Origin of the sequence: Bacillus sp. JJ1566, assembly GCF_036962685.1 — a bacterium.
Taxonomy (GTDB): domain Bacteria; phylum Bacillota; class Bacilli; order Bacillales; family Bacillaceae_L; genus Ferdinandcohnia.
Window position 1 is genome coordinate 32,190 of sequence record NZ_JBALOP010000014.1, and the last position, 19,463, is coordinate 51,652.

At 39.9% G+C, this 19,463-nt stretch carries 16 protein-coding genes and 1 tRNA gene; 4 read left to right on the top strand and 13 right to left on the bottom strand.

Annotated features, from left to right (window positions below; translation table 11 throughout):
- Positions 1-89: 89 nt before the first annotated feature.
- Positions 90-161 (bottom strand) — tRNA-Arg (locus V7112_RS07075).
- Between the two features lie 259 nt (positions 162-420).
- Between V7112_RS07075 and clpP the strand changes: the two genes are divergently transcribed.
- On the top strand, positions 421-1,014 hold the full coding sequence (gene clpP / locus V7112_RS07080) for an ATP-dependent Clp endopeptidase proteolytic subunit ClpP (protein ID WP_116353406.1): 594 nt from the start codon (positions 421-423) through the stop codon (positions 1,012-1,014).
- A 148-nt stretch (positions 1,015-1,162) separates the two neighbouring features.
- Here the strand turns inward: clpP and V7112_RS07085 are convergent, their stop codons facing one another.
- From V7112_RS07085 to V7112_RS07105, 5 genes are all read right to left on the bottom strand, one after another.
- Positions 1,163-1,420, bottom strand: a complete 258-nt coding sequence (locus V7112_RS07085) for an HPr family phosphocarrier protein (protein ID WP_335417143.1) — start codon at positions 1,418-1,420, stop codon at positions 1,163-1,165.
- 139 nt (positions 1,421-1,559) lie between these two features.
- On the bottom strand, positions 1,560-2,501 hold the full coding sequence (gene whiA, locus V7112_RS07090) for a DNA-binding protein WhiA (RefSeq protein ID WP_335417145.1): 942 nt from the start codon (positions 2,499-2,501) through the stop codon (positions 1,560-1,562).
- Between the two features lie 41 nt (positions 2,502-2,542).
- Positions 2,543-3,514, bottom strand: a complete 972-nt coding sequence (locus tag V7112_RS07095; RefSeq protein ID WP_335417146.1) for a gluconeogenesis factor YvcK family protein — start codon at positions 3,512-3,514, stop codon at positions 2,543-2,545.
- Positions 3,514-4,404 (bottom strand): RNase adapter RapZ, encoded by an 891-nt coding sequence (gene rapZ, locus V7112_RS07100; protein WP_335417149.1) that lies wholly within the window; start codon positions 4,402-4,404, stop codon positions 3,514-3,516. Before rapZ ends, V7112_RS07095 begins: the two co-directional genes overlap by 1 nt.
- A gap of 149 nt (positions 4,405-4,553) precedes the next feature.
- Positions 4,554-5,012 (bottom strand): NUDIX hydrolase, encoded by a 459-nt coding sequence (locus V7112_RS07105; protein WP_335417151.1) that lies wholly within the window; start codon positions 5,010-5,012, stop codon positions 4,554-4,556.
- Between the two features lie 587 nt (positions 5,013-5,599).
- On the opposite strand from V7112_RS07105, the gene V7112_RS07110 reads away from it, so the two are divergent.
- Positions 5,600-6,913: an aminotransferase family protein gene (locus V7112_RS07110; RefSeq protein ID WP_335417153.1), complete on the top strand. Its 1,314-nt coding sequence runs from the start codon at positions 5,600-5,602 to the stop codon at positions 6,911-6,913.
- Between the two features lie 330 nt (positions 6,914-7,243).
- Here the strand turns inward: V7112_RS07110 and V7112_RS07115 are convergent, their stop codons facing one another.
- The 4 genes from V7112_RS07115 to V7112_RS07130 all read right to left on the bottom strand — a co-directional run bounded on the left by V7112_RS07115 (position 7,244) and on the right by V7112_RS07130 (position 12,695).
- Positions 7,244-8,659, bottom strand: coding sequence for an NAD-dependent succinate-semialdehyde dehydrogenase (locus V7112_RS07115; RefSeq protein WP_335417249.1), 1,416 nt, complete (start codon positions 8,657-8,659; stop codon positions 7,244-7,246).
- A 44-nt stretch (positions 8,660-8,703) separates the two neighbouring features.
- The gene (gene gabT / locus V7112_RS07120; RefSeq protein ID WP_335417155.1) at positions 8,704-10,059 is read right to left on the bottom strand and encodes a 4-aminobutyrate--2-oxoglutarate transaminase; all 1,356 of its coding nucleotides are present in this window, start codon (positions 10,057-10,059) and stop codon (positions 8,704-8,706) included.
- A gap of 110 nt (positions 10,060-10,169) precedes the next feature.
- Positions 10,170-12,305 (bottom strand): sigma 54-interacting transcriptional regulator, encoded by a 2,136-nt coding sequence (locus tag V7112_RS07125; RefSeq protein ID WP_335417157.1) that lies wholly within the window; start codon positions 12,303-12,305, stop codon positions 10,170-10,172.
- A gap of 144 nt (positions 12,306-12,449) precedes the next feature.
- Positions 12,450-12,695, bottom strand: a complete 246-nt coding sequence (locus V7112_RS07130; RefSeq protein ID WP_335417159.1) for a hypothetical protein — start codon at positions 12,693-12,695, stop codon at positions 12,450-12,452.
- A 290-nt stretch (positions 12,696-12,985) separates the two neighbouring features.
- Here V7112_RS07130 and aguA point away from each other — a divergent pair, with 290 nt between their 5' ends.
- Together aguA and V7112_RS07140 are read left to right on the top strand one after the other, a co-directional pair.
- Positions 12,986-14,080: an agmatine deiminase gene (aguA, locus tag V7112_RS07135; RefSeq protein ID WP_335417252.1), complete on the top strand. Its 1,095-nt coding sequence runs from the start codon at positions 12,986-12,988 to the stop codon at positions 14,078-14,080.
- 27 nt (positions 14,081-14,107) lie between these two features.
- Positions 14,108-14,980: a carbon-nitrogen hydrolase gene (locus tag V7112_RS07140; protein WP_335417160.1), complete on the top strand. Its 873-nt coding sequence runs from the start codon at positions 14,108-14,110 to the stop codon at positions 14,978-14,980.
- A gap of 102 nt (positions 14,981-15,082) precedes the next feature.
- Here the strand turns inward: V7112_RS07140 and V7112_RS07145 are convergent, their stop codons facing one another.
- The 3 genes from V7112_RS07145 to V7112_RS07155 form a co-directional block, all read right to left on the bottom strand.
- Complete coding sequence (locus tag V7112_RS07145; protein WP_335417162.1) at positions 15,083-16,462, bottom strand: putrescine aminotransferase; 1,380 nt, start codon at positions 16,460-16,462, stop codon at positions 15,083-15,085.
- Positions 16,463-16,479: 17 nt separating this feature from the next.
- Positions 16,480-17,952 carry an aldehyde dehydrogenase family protein gene (locus V7112_RS07150; RefSeq protein ID WP_335417164.1) on the bottom strand — a complete coding sequence of 491 codons (1,473 nt, stop codon included), beginning with the start codon at positions 17,950-17,952 and terminating at the stop codon, positions 16,480-16,482.
- A gap of 423 nt (positions 17,953-18,375) precedes the next feature.
- Positions 18,376-19,434, bottom strand: coding sequence for an ABC transporter substrate-binding protein (locus V7112_RS07155; RefSeq protein WP_335417166.1), 1,059 nt, complete (start codon positions 19,432-19,434; stop codon positions 18,376-18,378).
- Positions 19,435-19,463: the final 29 nt, after the last annotated feature.

Here is a 19,463-nt window from a genome sequence, read left to right on the forward strand (position 1 = left end):
CCTTTTTGTTCGATTTTGAGCTAAAGTGAGTACGAATACCACAGACAAAAAAACTGACCAGAGATAACTCTCTAGTCAGTTTTTAGTAGCGCCCTCGGCAGGATTCGAACCCACGATAAGAGAACCGGAATCTCTTGTGCTATCCACTACACTACGAGGGCATGTCTTTTAAAAGAATTGCACTCATCATTATAGGATATAAAGCTTTTTATTGCAAGATGAATGTTTAAAACACTCCAAATCGGGTATGATGGAATACGTATGAAATTTTGTTTTTTTCCGTGCCTGAAAAGGAATGTGATAATAGTTTGTAGAATAGAATAATTAAGTAAAGCGAAATGTTTGACCTTTACTGACCATAATTGTATTATGGAAATACATAATTAAAGCTTTTAATTTTGTTTTAAAGGAGGAAGTTAAATGAATTTAATCCCTACAGTTATTGAGCAAACAAACCGTGGAGAGCGCGCCTATGACATCTATTCACGTTTATTAAAAGACCGTATTATCATGCTTGGAAGTGCCATTGATGATAATGTTGCAAACTCAATTGTGTCTCAGTTATTATTCTTAGCAGCTGAGGATCCTGAAAAAGATATTTCTTTATACATCAATAGTCCAGGTGGTTCAATCACAGCTGGTATGGCGATCTATGATACTATGCAGTTCATCAAGCCAAAGGTTTCCACAATTTGTATCGGTATGGCTGCATCTATGGGTGCTTTCTTACTTGCAGCTGGTGAAAAAGGCAAGCGTTTTGCGCTTCCAAACAGTGAAGTAATGATTCACCAACCACTTGGTGGAGCTCAAGGGCAAGCAACTGAAATTGAAATCGCAGCGAAACGTATTCTTTTCTTACGCGAAAAGCTAAACCAAATTTTATCAGAGCGTACGGGTCAACCTTTAGAAGTACTTCAAAGAGACACAGATCGTGATAACTTCATGACAGCTGAAAGAGCAATGGAGTACGGATTAATCGACAAGGTTATGTACCCACAAGATAACAATAAATAAGAATGAAAAAAGTCCTCTCACATCATATCGTGAGAGGATTTTTTTATCCCGTATTAACGGGCAGTAACAAAGGTTTGATGCCAGTAAAAGCCCAATTGCAACTAACAATCAGTAGGGGATGAAGCCCCCTACTGATTGAAGTTTCACTTTATGCTTCTTTTTGAACAAATTCAGTTAATGCTTCAACCGCAGCTTCTTCATCGTTTCCATCTGCAATTAAGGTCACTGTTGCGCCAGTTCCAACTGCTAAACTCATTAAGCCCATGATGCTTTTTGCGTTTACCTTTTTCCCATCCTTTTCTAAAAAGATGTCCGCAGAAAATTTATTTGCTTCCTGGACAAACATTGCGGCAGGGCGTGCTTGTAATCCCGTCCTTAATGTAACCTCAACATGTCTTTCAACCATTTTTTCTTCCTCCTCAAATTTGTGTAAAAATAATCTAAAGTTGTACGATTTTTTATTGTAGATTTCTATTCATACGTAGAACTTACCCAAAAGGTTTCAAAATGATAGCGCTTTATTTTTTTGAAAGTGAACTAAGCGCTCACTTAATGAATTGACCTGCACGTAGCTTGTCGGCAATTTCATCAATTTTTCGAAGCCTGTGGTTAATTCCTGATTTGCTGATTTTTCCGGATGTAACCATATCACCTAACTCTTTTAGCGTGACATCCTGGTAGGCAACACGGAGTTCAGCAATTTCCCTTAACTTATCAGGTAAAATGCCAAGGCCGACTGTTTCATCAATGTATCGGATATTTTCCACTTGACGAATGGCTGCACCGATTGTTTTATTTAAGTTTGCCGTTTCACAGTTCACAAGACGGTTCACTGAATTTCGCATGTCTCGAATAATGCGTACATCCTCAAATCGGAGTAATGCCTGGTGAGCACCGATGACATTTAGGAATTCTGTGATTTTTTCTGCTTCTTTCAAATACGTAATAAAGCCTTTTTTTCGTTCTAATGTTTTAGCATTGAGATCAAAAACGTTCATTAATTCACAAAGAGAATCATTATGTTCTTTATATAATGAAAAAATCTCAAGATGGTACGAGGATGTTTCAGGGTTATTTACTGAGCCTCCTGCTAAAAAAGCCCCACGTAAATAGGAGCGTTTGCAGCATTTCTTCGCAACGAGGGTCGGAGAGATTTCTTGTTGTAGGGTAAAACCTTCAAAAATCTTTAAATCTTCTAAAATATCCTTTGCGTCCTCGATAAGTCGAACAATATATACATTGTTCTTCTTGAGTCTCATTTTTTTACGAACGAGGAGCTCAACAGCAACATTATAGCATTTTTTTAGCAATGTATAAATTCTTCTCGCGATAGCGGCGTTTTCGGTTTGAATATCAACCACTACTTTTTGGTTGGAGAAGGAAAGTGCGCCATTCATTCGGATCAAAGCGGAAAGCTCAGCTTTTGCGCAGCAATCTTTGATGTCTAGGTTTGTCAGTTCTTTTTTCGTCTCTGATGCAAATGACACAGGTTCCACCCTCCTTTTAATCGTAAGGGTGATTTATTAAATCACCCTTTATTATCTTCTACAAGCATATTATATAATAGATTTGCCACTTTTGTTGTGTCATGCCTGATCACATCGTTGTCGTATGCAATAATTTTACCATTAATGATGGATAATCCTAAAGTAGAAAGCCTTTCTAAATCATACACAACAGGCTTAGCCAGTTCTTTTGCATATTTTTCCTTGATGTGCTCTGGAATATCACCATCATTGACCAGAATGGTATCAATAAACTTCAAGCCCATATGATCATTTAGGGCCTGCACATGGTCGCTTGCTGTATAATTCAAGGTTTCTCCGGCCTGAGTCATCACGTTGCAAATATAGACCTTTTTCGCTTTCGCCTTGACAACTTCATCGCCAATTTTGGGTACAAGCAAATTTGGTAAAATGCTTGTGTAGAGGCTTCCGGGACCAATGACAATCATATCGGCCTGGCGGATTTTTTCAATCGATTCGTTTAATGGTTCAATATCATCCGGTGTTAAAAAAACACGCTTGATCTTTTTACCAGGTAATGGAATCTTGGACTCACCTGTAACAACTGTGCCATCCTCCATTTCAGCATTTAAAACGACACTTTTATTAGCGGCTGGAAGCACTTTTCCTCTAACTTTTAGGACCTTACTCATTTCACCAACTGCGTGTACAAAATCGCCCGTTATCGTTGTCATTGCCGCAAGGATCAAGTTTCCAAGTGAATGACCGGATAAGCCATTTCCACCTGCAAACCGATGCTGGAACAAATCCTCAATCAAAGGCTCTACATCTGATAACGCAGCTAATACATTTCGAATATCACCGGGTGGTGGAATATCCATCTCATCGCGAAGTCGACCAGATGATCCCCCATCATCCGCAACCGTTACAATTGCTGTAATATCAACAGGTTGATATTTTAACCCTCGTAAAAGTACGGAAAGGCCAGTTCCCCCACCAATGATGACAATCTTTGGCTGTTTTGGATTGGTCATTACTTTTGTTCCTTTCTCCTCTCAATATCACGGTGAGAAACATGGGTTTGGTAGTCATTCTTGAAATGATTTGCGATATATTCAGCAAGTGTAACAGAACGGTGCTGTCCGCCTGTACAACCAATGGCAATTACAAGCTGGCTTTTTCCTTCCCGCTTGTATTGCGGAAGCATAAATGCAAGTAAGTCGGTTACTTTTTCAATAAACTTCTGAGTTTCCGTCCATTTAAGAACATAGCTTGATACATCCTCATCAAGCCCAGTCCTCGGTCTCATTGCCTCGATGTAATGTGGATTTGGGAGAAAGCGCACATCAAACACAAGGTCAGCATCAATCGGGATGCCATATTTAAAACCAAACGACATCACATTGACTGAAAATGTAGGTCTTGATTGTGATGCAAACTGCTTTAAAATTTTCTCTCGTAGTTCCCTCGGCTTCAAATCCGAAGTGTCAAAAATATATTGGGCTCTCCCCTTCATTTCCTCAAGGATTTCCCGCTCGGCCTGGATTCCTTCAAGTGGTGAACCAGTTGGAGCAAGTGGGTGTGAACGTCTTGTTTCCTTATAGCGTGTAACAAGCGTCGTATCCTTTGCTTCCAGGAATAAGATTTGCGGCGCAATCCATGAAACCTCTGAGAGATCATCAAGGGATGCAAATAAGCTATCGAAAAATTCACGTCCGCGTAGGTCCATGACAAGAGCAACTTTATCCATTTTTCCGCCAGATTCCTTCATTAACTCTAAGAATTTCGGAAGCAAAGTTGGAGGTAGATTATCTACGCAAAAATAACCTAAATCCTCAAAGCTTTGAATGGCCACTGTTTTTCCGGCACCTGACATGCCAGTGATAATCACTAATTGTATTTCACTTGTTGAACCAACACTCATTATATTGCCTCCCTTTAATCAAATGCGCCTTGGCGTATTTGCGCCCAGATTTTTTCGCGATCGAGCGAAAAACTTCCTTTGAAAATCTGTGGCATCCGCCGGAGGCTCTAACTTTATTCAGTCGAAATTTGAACCTCGACTGAATAAAGTTAGCTTGGGTCTAATCTGTATGAAAGTAATTGAAAATCTGGTGTATATGTAAATGTTCCATAAATAACCCCAGAACCTTTAAGTACGTAATCCAAAATATGATAATCACCAGGGGCCATCGGCAGATTAGGTATGTCCTTAATATCTTGCCATTTTAGGATTCCCTCTTCGGACTCATCAACATTTTCTCCTTCAAACTCATTAGCTAAAAAAGAAAACATCATCCATTCCGAAGTTACTTTGTCGCCTTCTTTAATGATAAATGTAAAAATCCCTTTAATATCCGGATTTTTTAAATACAATCCCGTTTCCTCGCGGTATTCACGAATACAAGAATCGCGAATTGATTCGCCTGGCTCCATTTTTCCTCCAGGAGCAACCCACCATCCGCGTCTTGGCTTTTGTAAAAGCAATACTTTATTTTCTTTGCGTACTACGCAATTTGTTACTCTTTGCACTATCTTTCACCCCAAGTCGGTCATAACCACAAAATCAAATGCGCCTTGGCGTATTTTGGCCCAGATTTTAGGCCCACAGGACGTGGGTCACGAAGACGTTGCCACAGGATGTGGCGTTGTTAATCTTTGATCTTTTGAAAATCTGTGGCATCCGCCGGAGGCGCTATCTATATTCAGTCGGGTCTTTAAAACCGACTGAATATAGATAACCGTTTGTAAGCAATCTTATGGTTATTATTATACTATTTCTAACGGGTAGTCACAACGAACAAGATTTTCATGTTGATTTTTATTGAAGGTTTGTACCTTTGGAGTATAAGTGGGCAAAAAAAGGGGGCACAGGGGATGTACCCGTGCCCAAAAAAATCTATTTTATAAAAAGGGGGTCAATTACTACTCTTATCATACTCAAAATATATTTCATCCGTGTTACAGGAGAGTTAAAACATAATTACGATTTTAATTTTTTAATTAACAACAGTGTAATAAAAGCAGCTCGGACTAGTTTTATTTCTGATTCCTAGTTCGAAAGCTTGAACTTTACGCATATATTTTAGTTACGGTTAATGAAGGAAGGAGGAAGTTGAATGAATGAAAAATTGATGGTTCGCCAGGAATTAATGGAGCTTGACCAGAAACATTTTTTACATCCAACCTCACCGATTCAGCAACAGCAAGATCTCGGTCCTGCATTTATTTTTACAAAAGGAGAAGGTGTTTTTCTTGAGGATGTGAATGGGAAGCGAGTGCTTGATGGCATGTCCTCCTTATGGAACGTGAATATTGGACACGGTCGGAGGGAATTGGGTCAAGCGGCAATGGAGCAAATGAACAAGCTCGCATTTAGCTCTTGCTTTGCAACGTTTAGCAATGAGCCCGCAATTCGCTTAGCTGCAAAGCTCGCAGACATTTCACCAGGAAGTTTATCGACCACCTTCTTTACATCAGGTGGCTCCGAGGCAAATGATACCGCATATAAATTAGCGCGGCATTATTGGATTTTACGGGGGATGCCTGAGAAAAAGAAAATCCTCTCTCGCAAGAGGTCCTATCATGGGGTTGCGATGGGCTCAACGAGTGCTACTGGATTGAAGCCATTCCGCGATTTTACGAATTCATTAGCCCCTGATTTTTATTATACGGATAATTTATCAGCCGAAGATTTGCGAAGAACGATTGAGGCAGAGGGACCGGAAACAATAGCGGCATTTGTTGCGGAGCCCGTTCAAGGGGCAGGCGGTGTACATATCGCACCAGATGGCTATTTTAAAGAGGTTCGTGACATTTGCGATGAATACAATATTTTATGGATTACCGATGAAGTGATAACCGGATTTGGTCGGACAGGGAAATACTTCGGGGTTGATCACTACGGTGAGGCGCCTGACATGATGTGCTTTGCTAAAGGAGTTACAAGTGGATACGCCCAATTAGGTGGAGTTGTTCTTTCCGAGACTATTTTTGAGGATTTAAAAGAGCTTTCAAGCGGAACACTTTTACACGGATATACGTATAGCGGCCACCCAATGGCATGCGCAGTTGCGCTGAAAAATATTGAGATTGTTGAAAATGAAGGGTTAATCGAGAATTCCGCAAAAATGGGGGCAAAAATGCTCGATGGCTTTTCGTGGATTCAAGGAGAAAGCAGTCTCGTCAGTCACGTTCGTGCATTAGGACTCATGGGAGCTGTTGAAATCAATACGCCACAGCATGTAAAAGGACCACTTGCACCAAGAATCGTGAATGAGGCGGCAAAAATCGGCTTAATCTGCAGATCCGTTGTATTTGACGGAATGGACACCCTTGTCTTTGCACCCCCGCTTTGTATTAACAAAGAGGAAATGGAGCTTATGATTGAAATGCTGCATCACGCAATCTTTAGGGTGGAACGGGGGGTGTGATTTTTGCAAATGTTTTTCATGTACTACTCCAATTTTACCCCAAAAAACTGCCCTATTCTTATATGAATGGGGCAGTTCTTTATAACGGTCTTCCTATCAAATACGCCTTGCACATTTGCGCCCGATTTTAGGCCCACAGGATGTGGGTCACAAAGACGTTGCCACAGGATGTGGCGTTTTTAGTCTTTGATCTTACGCTGAGAAAAATTTCCTCTGAAAAATCGTGGCATCCGCTGGAGGCTTTAACTTTATTCAGCCGAGTGTTGAACTATACTGTATCAAAAATTCTTATCGCATACATCCACCACTATAAACTTTTGCTGAAAAAAGTTAAAATGCAATTGAAATGTATTTTATTTCAATATATTCATCAATTCCGAAATGCCCACCTTCTCTTCCAAGTCCGCTTTCTTTAAAACCTCCAAATGGGGCTTGAGCTACTGATGGCAGCCCGTCATTTAAACCAACAATCCCATATTCGAGCTGCTCACTTATTCGTATAGCTTTTCCAATATTTTCAGTAAAGACATAAGCCGCCAATCCATAGGGTGAGTTGTTCGCTCTTTCAATAGCCTCTTCTTCCGTTTTAAAAGTTGTGATCGGAGCCAACGGGCCAAATGTTTCCTCTTGCATGCAAATCATGTTATCTGACACATTTACTAGAACTGTTGGTTCATGGTAATACCCTTCACTGTCGTACATTCTTTTTCCTCCATATAGAACCGTTGCCCCTTTTGAGACGGCATCCTCAATATGTTCGGTTACCTTTTCAAGAGCTACTTCATCTATTAATGGTCCAATGTCCACACCTTCCTCAAGACCATTCCCTACCTTGAGATTGGCAACGGCATTTTGGAATTTTTCTTGAAAGGCTTCCAAGATAGACTCGTGAACATATATCCGATTTGTACAAATGCAGGTTTGACCGGCATTTCTAAATTTTGATCCAATCACACCTTCAACTGCCTTGTCGAGGTCCGCATCGTCCATAATAATAAAAGGAGCGTGCCCTCCAAGCTCAAGGGAAATTTTCTTGACTGTGTTAGCTGCCCCCTTCATTAACACCTTTCCAATTTCTGTTGAACCTGTAAATGTTATTTTTCGAACACGTTCATCCTCTAACCATGCATCGCCAATTGCACGTGCATTTCCTGTTACGACATTAATGACACCAGCAGGAATACCAGCCTCACCAGCGAGCTCGGCAAGTCTTATTGCAGTTAGTGGGGTTTGTGAAGCCGGTTTTACGACAGCTGTACAACCTGCCGCAAGCGCAGGCGCAACCTTTCGAGTAATCATGGCAGCTGGGAAATTCCAAGGAGTGATCGCTGCAATAACTCCTACTGGTTGTTTGTTTACTAAAATTCGCTTATTAGGATGGGATGCTGGAATCGTTTCACCATAGATTCTTTTTCCTTCCTCCGCATACCAAGAAATAAAGCTGTTTGCATAGGCAATTTCACCAACCGCCTCCTTTAATGGCTTTCCTTGCTCCTTTGTCATTAATCGACCTAGCTCTTCTTTATGTTCATCAATCAAACGAAACCAATTCATGAGTAACTGTCCACGTTCCCCGGCTGTTTTTTTCGACCATTCTTTAAAAGCAGCATGAGCAGCATCTACCGCTCTTCTTGCTTCGGCCATTCCACCCTTCGGCACGGAAGCAAACACCTTATTTGTAGCTGGGTTGATTACCTCAATGATTTCCTTCGAGTCACTATCTACCTGTTCCCCATTAATATACATAAAATATGTTGACAACTAAAATACCTCCCTTTTAATCTTCCATTCTAATTCATTAAGATCTTACTGCTCTTCTCAACTGTTTCGATCGATTGTTTTAAGATTTCCAGTCCTTCATCTAGTTGTTCATCGGTGATTACAATTGGCATTAGGAGACGTATAACATTCCCGTAAACTCCTGCACTTAGTAAAAGGAGTCCGCGTTTGTTGGCTTCCTGGATAATTTCATTTGTTAGTTTCTTAGAAGGAGTTTTGGTCGTTCGGTCCTCTACAATCTCCATGGCACACATAGCACCAATTCCACGAATATCACCAATGCACTCATATTTATCATACAACTGTTCAAACTTATCCATTACCCTTTTTCCAATTCTTTTTGCCTTTTCATTAAGTTTCTCTTCTTCCATAATATCAAGAACCGCTAAGGCTGCCCTGCATCCAAGTGGACTTCCACTATATGTACCTCCTAATTCACCTGGTTCTGATTGGTCCATAATATCCTTCCGGCCAATTACCCCGCTAATAGGTACACCTGCACCTAAGGATTTCGAAACGGTAATGAGATCAGGAACGACATCGAAATGTTCAATCGCAAAATAACATCCTGTCCTTGCGAATCCTGTTTGAATTTCATCGGCTATAAAAAGGATCCCATATTCTTTGCAAGCTTGATAGACTCCTTGAACGAAACGTTTACCAGGTATGATAAAGCCACCTTCCCCCTGGACTGGCTCCATGACGACAGCAGCAATTGTTTCTGGAGCTACTTCGGTAATTAGGAAGTTTCGAAATTCCTCTACCATGTATTCCTCATACTGTTCAATTGTAAATCCTTGTGGTCTACGATAATGGTAAGGATATGGGGCCTTATAAATTTCGGGTGCAAATGGACCAAATTCATATTTATAAGGCTTAACCTTACTCGTCATTGTCATAGTTAATAAGGTTCTGCCGTGGAAGCCCTTTGAAAATGAAACAATACCTTGTCTTTTTGTATATTTTCGCGCAATCTTAACTGCATTTTCGACGGCTTCCGCACCACTATTTTGAAGTAGCACCTTTTTTTCATGTTTTCCTGGAGCAATGCGAGCAAGCCTTTCAGCAAGCTCGATATACGCCTCATACATCATGATATTAAATCCTGTATGAATGAATTGGTCAACCTGTTCGTGAAGAGCCTGCTTTACCTTAGGATGACAATGTCCTACATTAATTGTTCCAATGGCGCCAACGAAATCAATAAAAGTGTTCCCATCGACATCCTTGATTAGAGCACCTTCAGCTGACTGAGCAAATAGCGGTGCCCCAAAGCTTACTCCCTTTGGTACAGCCTGCTCTCTCCGTTCTAATAATTCTCTTGATCTATTTCCAGGTAAATTTGTTCTGATTGAAGCGTAACCCATCTTACATCATCCTTTCTTGTCTTTGTGTAATTTTATTTATTGCAAAATCTATGCCAATTTTAAAAAACAAAAAACTATTGATTCCGTAAAGGAACCAATAGTTTTTTTGTTTAATACACATTTTCTATGTTGACATGCTGTTCAGCTAAAATTTTTTGATATTTCCTGCTCACAGAGGATTGGCTTATCCCCAGTGCTTTTGCGGCTTTAGTGGTTGTTTTGTATTGCTTTATCGCGAGTAAAATCAGTTGCTCCTCCACCGACTCTAATGCTTGCTGAAGTGGTAAAATTTTCGTTACAATTGGCTTTGAGCTTTTCATGTCCTTCCCAAGAACAAGGTATCGATTCACAAACTCAGCATCAATCGCCTCATCATCAGCTGAAACAACAAGCCGCTCAATCATATTTTGAAGCTCTCTAATATTTCCCGGCCACGAATGAACCTCTAATAGATTTAAAGCATCAGGAGTTAAATGATAGTTCTTATCGTATCGCTCATTCATTTGTTGCACGAAATGAAAGGCAAGTAACGGGATATCCTCTGGTCTTTCTCTCAGTGGAGGAATATGAATCGGAATCACATTTAACCGATAAAATAAATCCTCCCGAAATTCACGGTTTTCTACCATTTTTTCAAGGTTTTTATTAGTAGCTGCAACAATTTGTACATCCACTTTGATTGGTTTCGTGCTTCCAATTGGAATGACCTCTTGCTCTTGAAGTACCCGTAGTAGTTTAACTTGTAAATGTAATGGCATTTCACCTATTTCATCAAGAAATAGGACACCACCATTCGCTTGCTTAAAATATCCTTCCTTTCCATTCTTATCTGCTCCTGTAAAAGCCCCCCTGCTATAGCCGAACAACTCACTTTCAAGAAGGTTTTCCGGGATTGCGCCACAATTGAGCTTAAGGAAAGGTTTGTTCGAGCGTTTACCTAGCTGGTGAATAGCTTGGGCAATTACCTCTTTCCCAACACCTGATTCTCCGTTTATTAAGACCGTTGAGGAAAAAGCGGCAATCTTTTTTACCTGGGTCATGATTTCTTCCATTTTGGGACTACAATATATTAGTTTTTTATAGAATAAATCCTTTGTTTTCATATCATCTAGTTCACGTTTATACTGATCCGAAACTTCCTTCATATGACGAAGTTCGTTCTTAAGTTTTGTCGTTTCTGTAATATCTCGAGATGCAATAATGATTCGAATAAGCTCACCGTTATCATTAAATATCGGTTTTCCAACTGCAAGAATCCGTTTCCCGGCTTTCGTCTCTTGAACGACAGAAACTTTTTTCTTTTGTTCCAGGACTAATCTCGTAACCGAGGGTGTAAATAAACCTTTTTGTTCAAGTTCAATAATGTTTTTTCCTAGCAGGCTTTTTAAGTCTACGCCCCAAAACTGTGAGATTTCTGTATCACTAAAACGAATCAATTCTCCCTCTGCATTTACTACTAGTATTTCGTCATAAACACTAGAGAGAATTGCATGCATATCATGATTTAAATCCTTTATGTATTCAATTTCATTTGCCATTTCTTCAACCATTGGAAGGTCCTGTACAATGATGACCATCCCATCGACCTGTTTCTCTGGAGTATAGATTGGACTGTAATCAACTAAAACACTCATAGTTGTCGTGATGTGAAGCTGATTTAATACTGTGGATCCTGTGCGAAATACGCTGTTGATATGTTCTTTTGCGAAGATATTCTCTGCGGGTGTTTGTAGTACTTTTTCTGGAGTCATTTTTATCATTTCTAAAGCTGATTCATTGTAGGAAACAATATTTCTGTCACGATCTACAATAAATATCCCCATTGGAATCGAGGTTAATATAACCTTTAATAAATCAATATTCTGATTGCCTTGTCGAAACATTTCAGCTAATAGTTCTTCTCTCGGTATGTATCCACTTAACTCTCCAGCATCATCCTTCACCAAAGCAAAGGGCTCACCAATAATTTGAAAGATGAGAGGGAGGGAAACATTCTTACTAAACTGTGAGACTTTCTCAATAGGAATTAGTTTGTTCTTAATTTTTTCTGCTGTTACTCCTATAACCTCTCCACCTTTAGCTGAAAATACCTTCATAGGGACATATCCGATGATTCTTTGTTGCTTTCTTATAAAAAGGTAGGGTTCTTGAGTATTGCGAAAATGTATTACCTCACGTTCTTTTTCAAGTGATTCGATATCAGTTACTACTAAAGGTTTTATCATTTTTGGATCAACTGAAAACATGAACTACTATCCCCCTTTTCCATATGGCTCTATTATATCACTAATTATATAGAATTTTTAGATAAATCTAAATGATAAAAAAGAGAAGACAGAATCTTCTCCTAAAGTACAGTGAAATTTCAATGATTGAGGTTTTACTGCATTTTAATGTGGGATGAATGAATCGTCTTTTACATAAGTAAGAACCATACCAGGTATTACTTCATCTCCTTCTTGGACTTCGATTGATTGTACACTCCCTCTAATCCCCACCGCGATTGTCTTATCCTCACCATAAAGGGTTTGAATGATAAAAAGTGGCTCCCATTCAGCTACTTTATCTTTTTCCTTTATTTTGATCTTTTTTATTGTTCCATGGTAGGGGCTAGTAATGATTTCATCATACTCCACTTATTCACCTCCTCTCTTCAATGATTTATTTAGTAGTTTTGTTGCAAATAATGTGCCAAATCGCATTTCCTTTTTACTTGTTTACTGGTAACTAATCCGTATTCAATGAATCGATTGATTATTCATTTATGCATAGTTTATTCATTTACTCATAGCCACCTGTTTTTTACTCTCATCCTATTGAATTAGACAAATTGGTATGAATTTTGCACTATTCAAGAATGATGATTTCGATGGGAGGAGATTATTTGAAAAAAATAAGCAAACACACGATTACTGGAGGAAGTAGTATGGTTGAAAAATTAACTGGCACCCCCCGCCGTGATGGCTTTAGAATGCCAGGAGAATTCGAGCCCCATAAGGGAACTTGGATGCTTTGGCCTGAGAGAACTGACACCTGGCGATTAGGTGCGAAGCCTGCTCAAAAAGCCTTTGCAGAGGTTGCAATGGCAATTTCTAAATTTGAACCTGTTACCATAGGTGTTTCTGCAAACCAATATGAGCATGTACGAGAAATACTCCCCCGCTCCATCCGTGTCGTTGAGATTTCCTCTAATGACGCATGGATGAGGGATATTGGACCTACCTATGTAAAAAATGAGGAGGGTGAAGTCCGCGGAATTGACTGGGGCTTTAATGCATGGGGTGGGCTTGAAAACGGTCTTTATTTTCCATGGAATTTAGATAACCTAGTCAAACAAAAGGTGTTGGAAATTGACCAAATCAATCGCTATGATGCTCAGGATTTTATCCTCGAAGGTGGAGCCATTACTGTCGATGGAGAAGGCACCCTTATTACAACTGAACAATGTCTATTAAATAAAAATCGAAATCCTCATTTATCTAAAGATGAAATTGAGTATCGTTTAAAAGAATATTTACATGTGGATACGATTATTTGGCTAAAAAATGGAATGCTTTTTGATGAAACCGATGGGCATGTCGATGAGGTTGTTTTTTTCGTACGCCCTGGTGAAGTTGCCATGAGTTGGACTGATGATAAATCCGATCCACAATATGATATTTTGTCTGAATGCTATAACCAATTAAAAGATGCCTGTGACGCGAAAGGGAGGATGTTTAAGATTCATAAGATTCAAATCCCCACGCAAATTGAAATAACAGATAAGGAAAGCGAAGGAATTGATATAGCACGTCATAGTTATGGTCGGAAGCCAGGTACGAAACTTGCTTGTACTTATATAAATAGTTATTTATGCAATGGGGGTATCGTTATTCCTGGGTTTGGGGATCCATATGATTCAATTGCGTTTCGTCAATTTGAAACCCTTTTTCCAGATCGAAAGGTAGTCCAAGTCAATACGAGAGAAATTGCTCTAGGGGGCGGGAATATCCATTGCATTACCCAACAGATACCAATCTAGTACGAAATAATGAAAGGATGTGTACACATGAATAGAGGTAAAATGAAAATCGCATTAATTCAGCATAGTTGCTCGGATGATCGGCAAGCTAATCTAGAAAAAGCAACGGATTTGATCCGTAAAGCTGCAAAGCAGGGGGCTCAGGTAATATGTACACAAGAGCTTTTCACTGGCACCTATTTTCCGCAAACAATTGATGTCAATAAATATGATTGGGCAGAACCCATTCCTGGACCATTGAGCAATCACATGCAAGACCTAGCAAAAGAGCTTGAAGTCGTCCTGATTACCTCTTTGTATGAGTATGTAATGGATGGTCTTTATTTTAATACTGTCGTTGTTTTTGATGCGGATGGAACAAATCTAGGAAAATACCGAAAACATCATATCCCTGAAGGTCCTCAATATATTGAAAAATACTATTTTACAGAAGGGGATTCTGGTTATCCTGTTTTTGAAACAAAATACGGAACCATCGGTGTACTCATTTGTTGGGACGAGTGGTTTCCTGAGCCTTCTCGTATCCTAGCGTTAAAAGGAGCAGATATTATTTTCTACCCTTCAGCAATTGGCTCCGAGCCAGACCACCCTGAACTTGATACGTCTCAAACATGGATAGATGCCATTCGAGCACATGGTATTCACAATAATATTTTCATAGCCGCCGTGAATCGCGTGGGGCGTGAATATAGCACGGAAGGTCATATGGAATTTTATGGACGCAGTTTTATTAGCAATCCATGGGGGACCGTTCTAAAAGAAGCGGAAACAAATGAGGATGAAATTATCATGTCCGAAATTAATCTTCATGAAATTACCAAGGCCCGAAATATTCTTCAATTCCATCGAGATCGACGACCTGACAGCTATGGTGAATTATTAAAAAGGGTGTTGAAATGATGGCGAGGGCAAAACCCGATAAGGCATAAAAAGCCTTATCGGGTTTTTACGTCTATTTAAATAAAAAATGCCCAGGGAATTTGCTCCAAGGGCATCTATAATCTATTTTTCACTTACATTTTCTAATACCTGTTTAAAAGTGGCAATGACTTGGTCTACTTCTTCAATGCCAATAGTTAATGGTGGTTCAATTCGGAAGGTTTTGGAATTAACAAGGGTTCCTGCTACTAGCACTCCATTATCGAATAGTCCTTTTGAAACCTCATAGCCAATCTCATCTGTATGAAATTCAACACCAATTAACAATCCCTTACCACGAATTTCTAATACCAGCTCAGGGAATTCATTACCTACTTCATTTAGCTTTCCAAGCATGTATTCTCCGACCTCGGCCGCACGCTGTGGAAGATTTTCCTCAATCAATACATCGATTGTAGCAATTGCTGCCGCACAGGCCAATGGATTTCCTCCGAAAGTGGTTGTATGCATGAATGGATTAGGGAATAAGCATTTAAAAACTTCCTCTGTTGCAACTACTGCTCCTGCAGGCATCACACCTCCACCAAATGCTTTTGCTAAACAAAGAATATCGGGCACCACACCATAGCCTTCAGCCGCGAACATTGTACCTGTGCGTCCCATTCCTGTTTGTACCTCATCAAAAATGAGAAGAGCTCCAAATTCATCGCAAAGTTCACGTACCTGCTTTAGGTACCCTTCTGGTGGAAGAATAACTCCACCTTCACCTTGGATAGGCTCAAGGATTACAGAATTTACATCTTCACCTACTAGAGCACATGACTCAAATGTTCTTCTCATTGTTTCAATGTCACCAAATGGTACATGGCGGAAGCCTTGTATCATTGGAAGGAATGGTTTCCTGAATACCCCTTTTGCTGTCGCTGAAAGAGACCCAAGGCTTTTACCGTGGAATGCTCTTGTAGTTGCAATGAAGGTCGTTCTGTCGCTATGCATTTTTGCTAGCTTAATAGCTGCTTCAACACTTTCTGTTCCACTATTAACAAAGAAGGAATATTTTAAGTCACCAGGTGTAATTTCACCTAGTATTTTTGCAAGCATTGCACGCAGTGGATCCAGTAAATCCTGACTGTGAAGTGCCTGTCGTTTTAATTGGTCCGTAACAGCTTTCACTACCTTTGGATTTCTGTGACCCACATTATAGATTCCAAAACCACCTAGGCAATCAATATATTCCTTGCCATTTACATCCTTAAAGCAGGAGCCAGAATCAGACCATTCAACGGCAGCAAACTGTTTATCCTTTGTTACCGTTTTACGATAGTCTAAAAACCCAGGATTCACATGTTCCCTAAAACCATCGACTGTTTCTCGGGTTACCCATGCTGCTTCTTCCTTCGTAATTTGATCCTTCTCAATGATAGATAATACTTTTTTGATATAATCAGTAACTCCTGCATAATCCTTTTTTTCCAACTCTTTATTCGTTGTATTTATACTCATTTTTTCTCTCCTTTGTTTTATTGTTCGAACCATCCCGATGGTTCAACCTGTAGATTAATATTGATTTGCTTTACTTCCGTAAATTCTTCAAATCCAAAGGTTCCTAACCCACGCCCAATTCCGCTTTGCTTATAGCCACCCCAAGGAGCTTCATTGTAGGTTGGATGATACGTGTTAATCCACGTAATCCCTGCGCGAATTTTCTTAATGACACGAAGTGCTTTTGCACCATCCTGTGTAAACACCCCAGCAGCAAGCCCATAATCCGTGTTATTTGCTAGTTCAATGGCTTCTGCTTCATCTTTAAATTTCTGGACAACCAGAACAGGTCCAAAGATCTCCTCCTGAACAATTCTCATATCAGGTGTTGTATCAATAAATATAGTTGGCTCCACGAAATACCCATTTTCTAGACCGTTTGTTGTAATCCTGTTACCACCACAAACAAGCTTTGCTCCTTCCTGTTTGCCAATTTCAATATACGATAGGACTTTTTCCATATGCTGTTGACTTACAAGTGAACCCATTTCGGTATTAGGATCATCCCCAGCACCCACCCGTATTTTCTTTGCTCTTTCTACTAACCTATCAATAAACTTGTCATGAATGCTTTCTTCTAGGAGTAGTCGAGAACCTGCAGAACATACCTGCCCTGCATTGGAGAAAATTCCAAATAGAGCATAATCAACTGCTGTATCAAAGTCAGCATCAGCAAATACAATATTTGGTGATTTCCCACCTAATTCTAATGAAATCTTCTTTATATTACCGGTAGCCGCCTTCATAATACTTCGGCCCGTTGCCGTACCACCTGTAAATGACACCTTATCTACTTTATGGCTTTCAGCAATCTCATTTCCAACAGTTGGTCCCGGTCCCATTACCATATTCGCTACCCCTGCAGGGATACCAACCTCTTGAATGATTTCAAATAGTTTAATAGAAGTTACTGGGGTAACCTCGGAAGGTTTGAATACAATCGTATTTCCCGCAGCAAGTGCAGGTGCGATTTTCCACACTCCCATAAGAAGTGGATAGTTCCATGGAACAATTAATCCACACACGCCAACTGGTTCACGAACCACCATAGCTTGCATCGGATCTGCGACATGGTAGGTTTGACCGTCTGGCTTTGTAGCTAAGCCTGCATAATAGCGAAAACAGGCAACTGCGTCTGCTACGTCAAATTCGGTTTCTCTAAGTGGTTTTCCATTATCTTCTGTTTCAAGTTTAGATATCTCATCCGCACGTTCCTCAAGTTTATCTGCAATTTTAAACAGGTAGGATGCCCGTTCTGCAGCAGATAAATCGGACCAAATTCCTGAATCAAATGCATGTCGTGCTACATCTATAGCAATCCCGGCGTCCTCAACATCTCCTTCTGCTGCTTCTGCAATGATTTTTCCATTAGCAGGATTTACAATAGAACGGGTCTTTTTACTTTGGGCATCAACCCATTCCCCATTTATAAACATCTTTAGTTTCTGCATTTCCATCCTCCCCTTTGGTTTTTCTCAACTATGTAATATGCAAAATGTGTGCCAAGTTTATTGTTCTTTTTTCCTTTGCCTCCATGATTGTTTTTGACCCGGAATGCAAAATTGAATAACTTATTCACATGTGCATAAAAACGAAAAAGAGAGGTACATCGACTAACTACTGCCACGCCTTGTGGCAAACGTCGATGCCAGCACCTTCTCGAAAATGCATTGCATTTTCTTCGTGCGATGTTTATGCTGCGAAGCCTTCCTTGTCCTGTGCAAGTCCGACAAGCATAAAAAAGTCGGCCAGAAGGATGCTCTTTATCCTTCTTGACGGATTGGCTAGACCAGAGAGGGGATAGGCGGTGGAGCTAGACATTAAAAATCATATAAAAATCCCTCTACCCAAAAAAACGGATAGAAGGATAATGGTTAATTTTTAATTTCAGACCAAATTCGATCGTAAATCTGTGTAGCTTCACCTACATCGATGTTATACTCTCCCTTTGCCAAATCCTCTTCTGGAACTTCAAGAGTTTTTCTAACATCATCAGGTAAAAGCTTTAGAGCTTCAACATTTGGATTTCCATATGGATATTCCATTGAGATTTCCTTACTGATTTCTGGTCGTAAAATGAAATCAATAAATTTCTCGGCATTTTCCTTATGTGGTGCATCCTTTGGAATGACAAAGTTATCTTGCCACAGATTCATCCCTTCTTCAGGGAACACGGTCTTGATTGCAGGATTTTCCCTTGCAGCAAGGGTAGCTTCTGCCCCCCACACGATACCCGCTTTTACTTCACCACTCACAAGGAGCGTCTTTGGACTATCACTATCAAATGCCTTAATATTTGGTTTAAACTCAAGTAGTTTTTGCTTTGCTTCTTCAAGCTCCTGCTCATCTATACTATTTTGCGAATATCCTAACAGGGCAAGCATATTACCAACTAGCACGCGGACATCATCCAGGACAACAAGATTATCCTTAAACTCCGGGTCGAACAAATCAGCATACCCTTTAATTTCCTTGTCGACTAAATCCTCATTATAGGCGATAACTGCCTTTCCCCACATATACGGAACAGAATATTCATCATTCGGGTCTGCCTGTGTACCTAGAAAACTATCACCGATATTTTTGAAATTAGGAATGCTTTCTTTGTTTAATGCTGCAAGCATATCTTGCTTTCGCATAATCTCTATAAAATAGGTAGAGGCAACTGCAATATCGTATCCCGTATTCCCAGCCTGCAGTTTTGCTAACATTTCTTCATTGGAGGAATACGTATCATAGTTCACTTTAATACCTGTTTCTTCCTCGAATTGCTTGATCACACTCGTTGGCAAGTATTCAGACCAGTTAAAAACATTCAGGACCTTTTCATCAGATTTTCCTCCTGCTTTATCTCCACCACAAGCTGTTAGCAACATGGAAGCAAGAAATAGAATCACAAAAACGGACATACCAAAATTCCTTTTAAACGGCATATAACACTCTCCCCTTTTTAAGAAAATAG